General features: G+C 39.2%; 10 protein-coding genes and 2 pseudogenes. All 12 read right to left on the bottom strand.

Annotation, left to right across the window (positions count from 1 at the left end; translation table 11 throughout):
- Window positions 1–807: 807 nt before the first annotated feature.
- The 12 genes and pseudogenes from ACIQ2D_RS04340 to dctP all read right to left on the bottom strand — a co-directional run bounded on the left by ACIQ2D_RS04340 (window position 808) and on the right by dctP (window position 14,273).
- Window positions 808–2,010: pseudogene (locus ACIQ2D_RS04340) on the bottom strand (MFS transporter).
- 185 nt (window positions 2,011–2,195) lie between these two features.
- Window positions 2,196–3,593, bottom strand: a complete 1,398-nt coding sequence (locus tag ACIQ2D_RS04335; protein ID WP_402859937.1) for an aldehyde dehydrogenase family protein — start codon at window positions 3,591–3,593, stop codon at window positions 2,196–2,198.
- Between the two features lie 106 nt (window positions 3,594–3,699).
- Window positions 3,700–4,166, bottom strand: a pseudogene (locus ACIQ2D_RS04330) (FAD-binding protein); the annotation flags it as partial.
- Window positions 4,167–4,302: 136 nt separating this feature from the next.
- Window positions 4,303–5,484 carry a lipid-transfer protein gene (locus ACIQ2D_RS04325; protein ID WP_402859934.1) on the bottom strand — a complete coding sequence of 394 codons (1,182 nt, stop codon included), beginning with the start codon at window positions 5,482–5,484 and terminating at the stop codon, window positions 4,303–4,305.
- 53 nt (window positions 5,485–5,537) lie between these two features.
- On the bottom strand, window positions 5,538–7,136 hold the full coding sequence (locus tag ACIQ2D_RS04320) for a long-chain-fatty-acid--CoA ligase (RefSeq protein WP_402859931.1): 1,599 nt from the start codon (window positions 7,134–7,136) through the stop codon (window positions 5,538–5,540).
- Between the two features lie 54 nt (window positions 7,137–7,190).
- Window positions 7,191–8,369, bottom strand: a complete 1,179-nt coding sequence (locus ACIQ2D_RS04315; protein ID WP_402859928.1) for an acyl-CoA dehydrogenase family protein — start codon at window positions 8,367–8,369, stop codon at window positions 7,191–7,193.
- Window positions 8,370–8,430: 61 nt separating this feature from the next.
- Window positions 8,431–9,210: a crotonase/enoyl-CoA hydratase family protein gene (locus ACIQ2D_RS04310; protein ID WP_402859925.1), complete on the bottom strand. Its 780-nt coding sequence runs from the start codon at window positions 9,208–9,210 to the stop codon at window positions 8,431–8,433.
- Window positions 9,211–9,232: 22 nt separating this feature from the next.
- A complete protein-coding gene (locus tag ACIQ2D_RS04305) occupies window positions 9,233–10,033 on the bottom strand; it encodes an SDR family NAD(P)-dependent oxidoreductase (protein WP_402859922.1) in 801 nt (266 codons plus the stop codon).
- Window positions 10,034–10,074: 41 nt separating this feature from the next.
- Window positions 10,075–11,175 (bottom strand): CaiB/BaiF CoA transferase family protein, encoded by a 1,101-nt coding sequence (locus ACIQ2D_RS04300; protein WP_402859919.1) that lies wholly within the window; start codon window positions 11,173–11,175, stop codon window positions 10,075–10,077.
- Window positions 11,176–11,244: 69 nt separating this feature from the next.
- Window positions 11,245–12,519, bottom strand: coding sequence for a TRAP transporter large permease (locus ACIQ2D_RS04295; RefSeq protein WP_402859916.1), 1,275 nt, complete (start codon window positions 12,517–12,519; stop codon window positions 11,245–11,247).
- Between the two features lie 59 nt (window positions 12,520–12,578).
- The gene (locus ACIQ2D_RS04290; protein ID WP_402859913.1) at window positions 12,579–13,073 is read right to left on the bottom strand and encodes a TRAP transporter small permease; all 495 of its coding nucleotides are present in this window, start codon (window positions 13,071–13,073) and stop codon (window positions 12,579–12,581) included.
- Between the two features lie 150 nt (window positions 13,074–13,223).
- Window positions 13,224–14,273 carry a TRAP transporter substrate-binding protein DctP gene (gene dctP, locus ACIQ2D_RS04285; protein WP_402859910.1) on the bottom strand — a complete coding sequence of 350 codons (1,050 nt, stop codon included), beginning with the start codon at window positions 14,271–14,273 and terminating at the stop codon, window positions 13,224–13,226.
- Between the last annotated feature and the right edge of the window lie 106 nt (window positions 14,274–14,379).

Here is a 14,379-nt window from a genome sequence, read left to right as displayed (position 1 = left end):
TTGATTACTTTTTCCTTATGCACGGATGATTTGAACACATCAGGCTCTTCAATTGTTGTTCCAACAACATAATTGATTTATCATCTACTTCCGCCAATGCTTCCTTGTATTTTGAATTAACAGCAAGGAACATAGATCTGTGTCTTAATGAAAGAAGTGTAAATAAAGCTCCAAAAGAAATCTTTTTGAAATACTATTAAAAGCTTGTATAACATGGCTTCAAAGCATTTCTATACGAAACGTCGCCTTAGCCACCTTTTTAAGAATCAGGGCAGTTAAAACCAAATTTAATCAGCAAATGTTCATTGTTGATCTTACCGCTAGCCATATTTTCTCTTCAAAAATTAATCGAGTTCATTTTCGTTTTACATAGGAAATTCACTTATTGATTTAAACAACCTCGAATTTATTCAAACTGTCGATTTCGATATACGACATATTTTTAAACAAGTGCCAGTCTAGGTCCTTAATCTCTTTTCGTCACTTATTTATATTTAAGTCGTATATCAATTTTGACAAATGGGTTTTTTCATTAGAAAAATTTTCTGTTCAGTATTCGTACGTGAATAACAAATACGTCCTCATGATTTGAACCCTCTCAGAATTCATGCGAATGTTTTTCCAGAACAGATTTTGATGTAGAGCTCTTTTATTGAAATAAAATAATTACCTCTAATCCATCTGCTAAAAGGACATATAGCGGCTGGATATTTTTAACGAATAGAACCGGCTACTCCTGCAACACGATAAAAGATGCCAACAGAGCTCCCTTCGTCTTTATTAACATAGACAAGATCCTACAAATCATTATTCCAAAATCTCATTTACAATTTTAGCTTTACTTTCCTTTTTTCCATACACAATGTAATAAAGAAGAGCAGTCATTAAAACCAACACGCCCAGTATTGCATACAAATTATCAAAGCCAAATTGTAGGACAATAAAGCCAAGTAGATAAGGGCCGAACCCCAGTCCAGCATCTAAAGCGATACAAAAAGTCGATGTTGCCAACCCGAAGCAGTGAGGAGGTGTCAATTTCACCGCTATTGCTTGTGTACATGACTGCATATTCCCGAAGCCAAGACCAATAAGGACACCCGCAAATAATAAGGTGAACCCATTATTCGCTATGCTTAACAATAACATGCCCACCCCAAAGCTAATAAAAGCTGGATACATGATGAAATTCGCACCTTTTCTGTCCATTAAACGGCCAGTAAATGGTCGTGACACTAAAATAGCTACCGCATACACTACGAAAAAGAAGCTAGCTGCTTCAATCAAACCAATTTCAATCGCATAAAAACTAATAAAGGAAAGGACACCGGAATAACAAAAACCAGTTATAATTACAACAATTGCGATCGGTAATTCTTTTTTTCAATATAGTCGAAAATCTTAAAGCCTCTAGTTTCTGTCGTCCTTGGCACGACTTCTAGTTTGGGTACCCATAAGAACACTGATATGAGTAAAGTTATAATTCCTAAAATCAGACAAACACTAAATATAATAGGATACGTTGTATAATTCATCATGAATAGCCCTACAAAGGGTCCAATTCCCATGGCTAAGGCGCTACTCATACTGTAGTAACCAATCCCTTCGCCTTTCCTTCTTTTCGGAATAATTTGTGCAACAATCGTTCCAGTTGCTGTACTAGCCATCCCAAGCGCTAAACCATGGATGAATCGGTTCAATAATAGAAAAGAAAGACCTAAATGGACAAAATAGAACAGGATCATCAGCACAAAAAAAATTAAACCGATAAACAAAGTACGTTTCTGACCAATCGAATCTATGAATTTACCAATAAATAACCTTCCAATTAATACCCCAATAATGAAAATTCCCGTTACAAGACCAGCTTGGCTTGGGGACGCATCATATTCTGCGACTGCATAAATAGAAATTGTTACCATTAACAAAAAAGAAGATTAATGGTAACAAGAAGTTGATAAGGGAAACAATAATAAATTCTTTTGTCCACAACCTTTTTTCTGATAGTTCCATATGTGTATCTCCCTCTTACTTCACATTTTATTTTCTCCGTTTAAACGCAAATCCCTCACTTTCCCCTTCTCTGCATAGTACTGAAAACGCACACCATGAATGTAGTTACATTCATGGTGTGCGTTAGGAATAAATTGTAGGTTCGACTCTATTTCGTTCTGTCTATTAGGCTCATAATACATTCGTTATTTCATTCTTTGCATAAGCATTTCTAACTTCCCTTTATAAGGTGCATGAGCGAATGTCTCCAGGGGATTGCTACCCACGGGGGTTTGATATAGAACTCCACGTTCATGAGAAAACTCCTTAAATCCAAAAATACCCGTGTATCTTCCAATACCACTCTCATTTACTCCACCAAAGGGAAGATTCGGTTCTAGCATATGTCGTAGGACGTCATTCACAGTGGCACCACCAGAAGAGGTTTGGGAGAGTAACGAATTAACCACACTTTGATCTTCACTGAAAATATAAAGCCCTAATGGTTTAGGTCTAGCGTTGATTTGGTTAATGACATCCTCCAAATCTGTATAAGTTAGGACAGGCAGAATAGGTCCAAAAATTTCTTCTTGCATTATTTTAGCGTCCAGAGAGACATCTGTCAGTACAGTTGGATAGAATCTTCTATCCTCGATTTCACCACCATACCGGACATTTGCCCCTTTGGAAATCGCATCCTCAAGCAATCCCTCTAATCGTTGTAAGTTACGTTCATTTACAATTTTCGATAAATCTGTTTTAGTGAGCTCGCCGTTTTCAAAGTAGCTGCGTTGGATGTATTCCCCTACTAGGCGAACAAACTCCTCCAATTGGTTTTCCTTCACATATACATGATCCGGAGCTAAACAAACTTGACCCGCATTTGTATATTTACCAGATGCGATTCTTGGAACAATTTTCTCCAGATCCACTTGCTCATCGATGATGACCGGACATTTCCCACCCAATTCTAACGTTACAGATGCCAGATGTTTTCCGGCCGCCTGCATAATTTCTCTACCAACATGGGTACTACCTGTAAAAAAGATATGGTTAAATGGTAGCTCTAGCAAAGCAGTAGCAACGTCCACTCCACCTTCAAAAACAGCAACCTCAGATTCATCAAATACTTTATTGATAATCTTCACACTAAGGCTACTAGTTGCGGGTGCCATTTCTGATGGTTTTAAAATGCAAACGTTACCTGCTCCTATAGCAGGTATTAGAGGAAGAAATAGTAGCATAAATGGATAATTCCAAGCAGAATAAATCAGGCATTGCCCTTTTGGTTCAGAAATAATTTTTGCTTGTGCCCCTTCATTACGGGAAGGGACTTCAACCGGTTCCATCCATTGCTTTAGGTTTTCAGCATAATAATCAATTTCACTAATTACACTCAACATTTCTGAAGAAGCCACTTCAAAAGCAGGCTTACCTAAATCTTGTTGGAGGGCCTCTATAATGGCAGGCGCTTGTGCAAGGATTTCCACTTTGAGTTTTTGTAGCTTTTCGATACGCTCTTCTGCACATGTTATTTTTATGACATGCTGATGCATCTTTTGCAACTGAAATACCTCTTGAAGCTTCGCTTTAACATCTACCATTCTAAATCATCCTTCCTATTTTGCTCATATACTCTTCTATTAAAACTACCTTTTGAATTACTATTAAAGAATAAGTCAAACCCATTTTTGCTAAAAAGCAGGAAAATCACACTAGAACTTTAAGTTGTTTACGCTTTTCAATCATCTTCGAAATAACTTCAAACAAATCTCCGAAAATCTCATAATTCCCTACTTTAGAGATGTTCACTTCTGGATCTTTATAAATGCCACGATTATTTTCGAGTTAGATATTCCCATCATATGATGAATAACTCTGGAAATATCTACACCGAAATATAAATCTGTGTAACTACTTTACCTGTCTGTCTAATTTGTAGGGAGTAGTCACAACAATCTTTTTTAGAAGCTCCTCGCAAAACACCATTTGCGCCTCTCAATAAATTAGCAGGTTCTTGTAATGATTGGAACCCTACAGCACTTTTCACGCCGCTTCCACCTATAATCACAACTTTTCACTTCGAACAAATCTATTCCTTCAGACACTTTACACACAACCTCTTTAAGGACTGTACGCAAATTCTTTTTCTCAACAAAAAGATCGGATACAACTCCATTTTAATTTAGACCTTGTTCAAATGGTGTAATAAGGTTGTCTCCGCCACAAGCCAGACAGCTTCCTGTCAGTCTTATGGCTGTGGCTCACCCTTGTAAGGCGTCTACGCTGTATTATTATGTTCACTATTAACATTCATCCCTTACGATACATTGTCACGACGCCTGCGCCACCAAGCCCTAAATTGTGTTGAAGTGCGATTCTTGCACCTTCTACTTGACGAGCACCTGCCTGTCCACGCAGTTGCCAAATCAATTCAGTACATTGTGCCAAACCAGTTGCACCAAGTGGATGTCCCTTTGACATTAATCCGCCTGATGGATTGACTACATATTTCCCACCATAAGTATTGTTCTTATCGTTAATAAATTTTTCAGCCTCGCCTCTGCCACAAAGTCCCAAACCTTCGTACGTAATCACCTCATTTGGTGTAAAGCAATCATGAAGTTCAACAACTTGAATATCTTCAGGTCCGATCCCCGCTTGCTCATAAACTTGTTGCGCTGCACGCCAAGTCATATCTGCACCTGCCAAATTGATTGGATTTTCGTAGCTTTCCATCGTGTCCGTTGTCATTGATTGTGCAATAATTTCTACCGCATCCGTAATGCCATGTTTACGAGCAAAATTCTCTGAGCAAACAATTGCTGCAGCTGCTCCACAAGTTGGTGGACAAGCCATATATCGAGTCATATTAGCAGCAATTATAGGTGCGTTCATGACTTCCTCAACTGTGAGGGGCTTAGTGAAAAGTGAATACGGATTTTGAATTGCATGGTTACGTGATTTCACCGCCACTTTTGCAAAAATATCTGGATTAGCCCCATATTTTTCTAGATAGTCGGTTCCTGCTGCTCCAAAAATTTTTATCGCTCTAGATCCACTTTCTTCTAGTTTTGGATTCAATTCATGTAATCGGTCAACCGCCCAAGAGAATGGCGCGGTACGATCCTCCCAATTACTTTTCAAAGCACCTGGCCGCATCTCTTCAAAACCGAAAGCTAACACACATTCTAATGCGCCCGATTCCACCGCTTGGCGCGCTAAATATAGTGCAGTAGAGCCGGAAGCACAGTTATTATTTACATTAATAACAGGAATACCGGTCATACCTACATTATAAAGAGCTGTTTGACCACAAGTACTATCACCATACACATAACCTGCATATGCTTGTTGAACTTCTTTATAATCGATGCCAGCATCTTCCAAAGCACCTTGAATTGCCTTAGATGCCATTACCTCATAAGGCTCATGCGTTCCTGGTTTTCTAAACTTCACCATATTTACCCCAATTACTTTTGCTTTTGTAGCCATATGGTTTCCCCCTTTTTTAAAGTTCTATCAAGTACCGTTCCTATCAGTGCCATCTAGTTATTTGTTAATCTCAGTTTTTCTTCCTCTATGAGTGCACGTCGAAGTATTTTCCCGACTGGAGTTTTAGGCAATTCTGTTCGAATATGAACGAAGCGAGGATATTTGTAAGCAGCTAATCGTTCCCGACACCAATCAATGACCTCTTCTTCAGTAGCACTCATTCCAGGTTTCAACACAATTGAAGCTTTAACTGTCTCTCCACGATAGGTATCTGGAATACCATAGACAACCGCTTCTGATATAGCAGGATGTTCGTAAAGTACTTCTTCAATTTCTGCAGGATAAATATTGTAACCTCCTGCAATAATCATCTCTTTTTTCCTGCCCACGATGTATAAAAAGCCATCTTTGTCCATCGTGACAATATCTCCTGTGTAGAGCCACCCATTTTGAATCGCCCGTTTCGTCGCCTCTGGATTTTCCCAGTAGCCTTTCATCACTTGGGGTCCCTTAATTAGTAATTCACCTGATTCACCCACAGTGACTTCCTGCGTTCCACTTTCAAGATCAACGATTTTTACATCAGTGCTTGAAACAGGTATTCCGATGCTGCCAATTTTCCTCTCCCCTGTCAACGGGTTTCGGCAAACAGTAGTCGTTGCTTCAGTCAATCCGTAACCTTCTACAATGATTGCACCCGATTTTCGTTCAAAGGCATTAATCACTTCCACTGGCATCGGCGCCGAGCCACAGCTACATATTTTAAGCGAACGTAAATCATCCGCTTGTAAATCGGGATGACGTAACAAAGCAATATACATCGTCGGTGAACCAGCAATTATTGTAGGCCGATGTTGTCGAATCAACTCTAGTACTTTATTGACTTCAAATCTAGCAACCACAATATAAGTAGCACCTGTAAAGATCGCTGTGTTCATATTTGTCATACCCATACCATGGAATAAAGGAGCAATGCCCAACGACAACTCACAAGATCGCTCATAAACGCCTGCAAAGGAAATAAAATTTTGATAGAAGTTGTTTACTACATTAAAGTGAGTAAGCATCGCGCCTTTTGGTCGTCCTGTCGTTCCCCCAGTATATTGCAGAACGGCAATGTCTTCTTTAGGTTCGATATCTAGCGGTGGTAATTGCTTTCGTCCTTCTTCTATCCATAGATAAAGGCTAGCTGTCTGTTCATCCACACCATCAGTAGCAATCATTGTAATTTGATCGGCCATGCCTATTTCATGTATTTTCTGCTGTTGTTCTTGGCGACTAATTAGCCAGCCAGCCCCTGAATCCTTAAAAATATGAACCAGCTCATGTGGCTGAAACATTGGGTTAACCTGAACTAACACACCACCCAACCGATGGATGGCATACGTGACAATGGCATACTCCTTACAATTTGGTAACATGACACAGATTCGTTCCCCTTTTTGAAACCCCCGATGATAGAGTGCAGCTGCTAAACAATCAGATTGATCTTTCAACTGAGCATACGTAAGCGCCTCATCTCCATTAATGATTGCCTTATTATTAGGATGTTCTTCAACAGATCGTTCAAAAAGATCGTAAATGGATAAGTTAGATAGCTCAATTTCATAAGGAACATTTGCTGGATAAAAACGGTGCCAGGGTTTACTCACATTATTTCCCTCCTTCTTGTCTACCTTAAACATTCTTTATTTTCCAACTATTCTTTACAGACCAAGCCCTTTTGCAATAATGACTTTCATAATTTCATTTGAGCCCGCAAAAATCGGTGCAACAGCAATATCACGATAATTACGTGCAATCTTATACTCTTCCATATAGCCATATCCTCCGTGAAGCTGCATACATTCAGGTGCCATTTTTCTTGCATTATCTGAAATCCACCATTTCGCCATTGCCACTTCAGAATTAATGGCTTGACCTTCCATATGTTTTACAATGATGCTATCCAGCATTGTTCTGCCAAGTTGAACATGCGTCGCCATTTCAGCAAGTTTAAACTGAGTATTCTGAAAATCGCTAATGGACTGTCCAAATGCCTTCCGCTCTTTTACATATTCAATCGTCATACTAAGCATATCTTCCGCCGCAATTTGAGAACCAGTAGCAGCGATAATTCTTTCTTGCTGTAACTCTTTCATCAAATGATAAAATCCTTTTCCTTCCACGCCAAGTAAATTAGAAGCTGGCACCCTTACATCTTCAAAAACTAACTCTGACGTATCTTGACTGTGTAGCCCCACTTTATCTAGTTTTCTACCACGAGAAAATCCTGGTGTGTCACTTTCTACTAATATTAAGCTAATTCCTTTATGAGCTGGATCCGCCTTTGGATCTGTTTTACACACAACAACAATCAAATCTGATAGAATACCATTCGAAATGAATGTTTTTTGGCCGTTTATAATGTAACTGTCTCCATCTTTAATCGCCGTTGTACTAATCGCTGCCAAATCAGATCCTGCACCCGGTTCTGTCATAGCTACAGCAATAATCGTATCGCCACTCATTAAACCAGGAAAATACTTTTTCTTCTGCTCTTCAGTTCCAAAGTTTTTGATATAAGGGCCAACAATACTACTGTGAACTCCAATTCCACCTAACCCTCCCCCAACTTTCCTTAACTCCTCACTTAAAATTACTGAGAAAATAAAATCTGCACCCATGCCGCCATATTTTTCATCTACCCACGGACAGAGAAAACCTTGTTCACCCAGTTTTCTCCAAAAACTTTTTGGGATGAGACGATCTTCTTCCCATTGATCGAAATAAGGCTTTGCTTCCTTGTCTAAAAATCTACGCAGTGAATCTCGAAACATAATATGTTGTTCAGTAAAGTAAGAACGATTTTTATTTTTTGTTTCTACAACGGTAGTGTTTGTCATTGTTTGTACCCCTATCTATTTTTTATTTTTCCATTTCTTCACCTTGTCTATGAAATGTTTCTTAACGCCCCGTCCATACAGGTTTTCTCTTTTCAGCAAATGCGCGTAATCCTTCATCACGATCTTCTGACTCCATTGCCTGCTTGGCAATTGGCATTTGCTTTTCCCAAGCCTCTTCCTCAGTCCATTCATAGGATTGACTAATAATTTCTTTACTGGCTATAAGTGCAGTTGGTCCATTTTCAAGTAGGCGTTCAGCAAGTTCGATAGCTGTTTTTAACGACTCCCCTGGCTCAGTTATTCGATTAACTACTCCGTAGCGAAGTAGCTTTTCGACTGGCCACATATCTGCAGTAAGCGCGAGCTCCATCACTAAATGATAAGGCATTCGTTTTGGTAACCGAAATAACCCCCCACCTATAGCTACTAAATTGTGCTTTGCCTCAGGTAGACCCATTTTAGAACCTTTCGCGGCTACGATTAGGTCACAAGATAATGCCAATTCCATCCCACCTGCAACTGCATGCCCTTCAATCGCTGCAATAATTGGCTTATTAGGTGGCTTACGCATAATACCGAACCCGCCGCGACTTAGTAACGAGGCACTCGACTTTTCTCCACGAGCTAGTGCTTTCAAATCGGCGCCCGCTGAAAAGATTCCCCCTGCACCAGTAATAATTGCGACCGACAATTCAGGATCATTCTCGAACGTATCCATCGCCGCATTCATTTGAGATGCCGTTGCAAAGTCAAAGGCATTTTTCGCTTCAGGTCGATTAATCGTAACGATGAAAAGTCGGCCCCTTGTCTCAGTTAAAATAAGATCATCACGTACATCCATTCAAAACGCCTCCATTTGTCTATTAAAGATTAAAAGAAAATCCTCCGTTAACCGGATATGTCTGACCAGTAATCCAACCTGAAGCATCCGAAGCTAAAAACAAAGCCATATTGGCTATATCACTTGGCTCTCCGATTCGACGAATCACATAGTTATTCAACATTTTACGCATCAATTCTTCATCCTCTAACCGTGATGCAAGTGCCGGTGTATTGGTTGCTGCAATTGAAACTGTATTAGCGGTAATCATATATCTTCCAAGTGAACGGGCTAACGCTCGCATTAGACCAGCTGCACCAGCTTTTGCTGCTGAATACACCTCAAGCCCTTGCTCACCAACTCGTCCAGCATCAGACATAATGGTAATGATCCGGCCTTCCTTTCGCTCGACCATCCCTGGAATCGTTGCCCGGCAACAATTGAGCACACCTAGTAGGTTTACATCCAACCATGGATCCCATGACTTTGGATCCGTCTCCCAAAATGGAACTCCACGCACCACAGACTCGGGATTTGCACCCGAATTACCCGCATTGTTAACAATAATATCAATCTTCCCAAAATGTTGATTCCCTACGTTGACCATATGCTCTACACTTTCAAAATTAGAAACATCCCCTTGCAATGGAATTGCTTTTCCACCTGCTTGTACAATTTCCGCAGCAACCGCTTCCGCGCGTTCAAGGTAAAAGTCATTAACAATCACGCCACCCGCATTATGCGCTCCGAGATGAAGAGCAATTTGGCGCCCTACGCCTTGCCCCGCCCCTGTTACAAGTCCTACTTTTCCGTTTAAATCTAAAATATTTTGCATATTTATCATTTTCCCCTTCCTTGTCTGATTATCTCGTCTGTATTAGGAATTTAACTTTCCACTTTTGCAAGTAATTCTTCTGTATGTTCACCATGTTTTGGGGGGAAAGTTGAGTTAGTTAGCAATGAACAACCCTCCGTATAACGGGTTGCAACATAATTATGTCCCCATTTCTGTTGAATCATATTTCTAGCTTTATAATAGGGATGATTTGCTACTTCGTTAGTTTCCAAAACCGGAGCCATGCAACAGTCTACTTCTACAGAGAAAGAGGTCCACTCTTTCAAAGTTCGACTTTTAAACAACTTTTTCATTTCCATGTAAACTGAATTTGTCTCCACTGGTGCTGAAAAATGCTCGGATAACCATTCATCTTTATTTACTGCTAAACAGAAATTTCCCCAAAACTTTGGTTCAAGTGCACCCAAGCTTACAAATCGACCGTCTTTGGTTTCATAAAGGCTATAACAAATGACTTCTTTGTGTACCTTTTCAAGTCCTTTTTGTCTGCCAGTAGCTGATTCAATTAGGACATGATTTGTCATAAGTGTGACCATAACATCTGCAAGTGCAATATCAAGATAAGACCCTTCCCCGGTCCTTTCCTTTTTTAAAAGCGCTGCAACAATGGATTCGCTGGCAGCTAATCCACCAACCAAATCTGCTATTGTCGTGCTCGGATGAACAGGCTTTTCATCATCATCTTTAAGCTGGGAAAGTACTCCACTTAACGCCATATAATTTAGATCATGGCTTCCTAAATGACTCATCACACCCTCTTGCCCGTAACCGGATAATGAGCAGTACACAATATCAGGCTTCTCTATTAGTACTTCTTCATAACTAATACCTAAACGCTTTGTAACCCCTGGACGAAAACTCTCAATAACGACATCTGCTTGTTTAATTAAGTCCATCGCAATCAGTTGTTCAGAACGTTCTTTCAAATTTAGTATAATGCTTTTTTTATCTCTATTTTGTGCACGGAAAATATACTTTTCCCCACCATCTTTTTCTGGTGGAAAGCGTGCAGGATCTCCGATTGGCGACTCTACCTTAATAATTTCAGCACCCAAATCCGCTAATCGTAATGTTGCATATGGACCTGGCAAATATTGAGAAAAATCAATGATACGTATACCTTTCAACATGTCTCATCCATCCTTTACTTCATGAATAGGTTCTCTTTACTTAACAAACGTAACCGCAAGTTCCTCCACTTACATAAGGGACGGTAAGAACAATACGATTTGTGGGAATAAAATAATCAAAAGTAATGCTACCAATAAAACACCGAGGAAAGGGACTGAACCAACCATTACTTTATTAGATGGGATTCCTGAATTCTCGCTGACAATAAATAAATTTATACCAACTGGTGGTGTGATAAGGCCAATTTCTAGTAACAGCACAAGTACAATCCCAAACCAAATTGGATCGTAGCCAAGGCCAATAATTAGGGGGAACACTAATGGAAGCGTTAACAGCATCGTTCCAATTAAATCCATGAACATGCCCATAATGAGATACATGATGACAAGCAAAAATAAGATTGCCGCTGCTGGAAGCCCACTCGCTTCAATCGCGTTTATAATGTCGTTTCCAACTCTTGTTAACGCGACAAAATAAGCAAAAACATGTGCCCCAATAACAATCGTGAAAATCATTGCTGTTTGCTTCGTTGTTATCAGTAATGACTCATAGATAGTTTTAAAACTCAATCTTCTCATCAGTACGCCAATTACCAATGCGCCAAATGCACCGAATGCAGCTGCTTCTGTAGTTGTCCCAATTCCCATATAAATAACTGTCATAATGATGGCAACCAATATGACCACCGGCCAAATATTTTTTAAGGAGATCCATCTTTCTTTCCAAGAAACTTTCACTGTTTTAGTTTCATTTTTAAAAGATGTAAGTACTATATACAGACATAGTAGAAAAGCGATTAACAATCCCGGTATAACACCAGCAATTAATAATTTTGCAATCGAGGTTTCTGTTTGAATACCGTATAAAATCAGCGGTATACTCGGAGGTATCATCGCTGCCAAGACCCCCGTTGCTGTCGCAACTAATCCAGAAGAAAATGTATCCGAGTAATTTGCTTTTACCATTTGAGGAACTGCAATTTGAGACATTGCCCCTGTTGCAGCAATACTAGATCCAGATAATGTGCCAAAACCTGCACTTGCTATTACAGTTGCTACACCTGCGCCTCCAGGGAGATGTCCAATCCATTTAATGACACTATCAAATAATTCATCAGCAATCTTACTTTTTGAAATAAAATGTGCCATTAAAACAAACAGCGGAATGGCGCTAAATGTGAAACTATTAACGCTACGGTAAGCAGTTGTTGCTAAAATCCCCTGTAATGTATCAATGCCTTGCATTAAAGCGATCCCTAACGAACCAATCGTCAGCAATACAAAACCAATTGGCATTCCAAGTAAAAGTAGAACAATCATTGCGAACATTAAAACCCCAATCACCAATTCAACACCTCTCCCCCCCAATTAACCTCATCAACATGGTGATAGTTCAGTCAGTTTCAATAATCTTTCTTCCCTCGTACTATAGAGATAGATTCTAAGGTTAGGTTGATAACGAGTAAAAAGACTCCTAGAGTAATGATCATCAAAGCAGGTGCTAAAGGATAGTTCAGTAAGCTAGTTGTTCGAATATCAGCCTCAAAATATTCCACGCTTTTTTTGAAATTCGCAACACCCAACAGGAAGAACGCAGCAATCGCAAATATATTTGTAACTAATTTCACTCCTTTTTTTACACCTAAAGAAAACTTATTTTGGAATAACTCAACCGACACATGACCACCTTCTTTATAGGTGTAACTAATAGATAGATAGACAATGATGACAAGTAAGTATTCACCCGTAACTTCAATCGTACCAGCAATAGGTGCATTAAAAATTGATCTTAGCAAAACATCTACTACAATCCACACCATCATTATGAATATTGTCACTGCTGATATATTTGTAATAAATCTATCCGTTTCCGCTAATATTTTCCCTAAGAATGTCACAATCTAACCTCCTATTCTTTTTTGCCAAAACAGGGTAGGAAATGATTCCTTCACATACTTTTTTATGATATGAATGGAAATATAAGAGTGATAGTTCTTATAACAAACTTTGTAAAAGTGAAAGCATTTTCACATCAAAAACAATCTAACTCATTGATATTTTTCAACTTCTTTCCTAAAAGTTTCAATCGCTTCTTTTAAATCGGGATTAGCTTTTTCTTTTAACCAGTTTTTTTCAACTTCATCATAAAATTTTTGCCACTGTGCCGCTTCGTCCGCGGATAACTCGTGCATCTTGATTCCGTTCTCTTCATATCCTTGAATGATGTTTTCCGTACGTTCATCATAAAATTTAGCATTACTTGCTGTTAACTCATCACCTACTCGGGTAAGTATTTCTTGTACATTTACAGGCAAATATTGGTATACTTTTTCGTTAATAATCAGACCAGTTCCTAGCCCGCCAAAATGAGCGCCAATCGTCCCATATTTAGCTAATTCATCTAAACCGTAGTCACCAATTGATGACGGATTCGCAACGATTGTGTCATAGACATTCCTTTCAAACCCTTCATATATATCGGATACAGTCAGATTCATCGGTGTCGCATTAAGAGCGGCCACGACATCATTTTGAATTTCTTGCGACACCCTAACTTTTAAGCCTTTCAAATCCATTGGAACTTTAATTTCTTTGCCATTGGTGAAGATTTCAGATGCTGGAAGCGCAAAACTAATGATTGGCCTAACCCCATTGGATAAAAAATCTGATTCTAATACAGGGCTTGTTTTATTGAGTTCATGATATGCCATTGAACCCTCATAGGCCTTTAAGTATAAACCCGGTATTCCTAATAATGGATTCCCAACAGGCATTTGAGTCGGATGATAGGTCGCTAAATATACAGAGATATCTGCTACACCATTACTAGTCAAATCTAGTAGATCTGCTGCTTTCCCAAGTTGCTCAGCTGGATAAAAATCAAATTGTACTTGTCCATCCGTCTCTTCCGTAACTTTCTCCATAAATGGCATAATAGTTTCTGTAACAAATGGATGCGTCGTAGGTTGATAGATAGCAAGCTTTAGCGTAATCGTTTCTTTGCTTTTTTCTGACTCGCCCGCTTTTGTACTTCCGCAAGCAGCTATAACAAGAAGTAGCAAGCCAAACAGTACAGATAGTATAAATTTTTTCTTCATCTGTTTCCCCCCAAAAGTTTATGATTACCATAATAAATGTTCGTTCTTTGGCCATTTCTCTCTATAGGATCTGAAACTCCAAGCATACAAACTTTTTACACTAAAA

This window comes from Lysinibacillus sp. NPDC097287 (assembly GCF_044761695.1).
In the GTDB taxonomy this organism is placed as follows: domain Bacteria; phylum Bacillota; class Bacilli; order Bacillales_A; family Planococcaceae; genus Lysinibacillus.
This window is presented reverse-complemented; position numbering and strand designations above follow the sequence as displayed.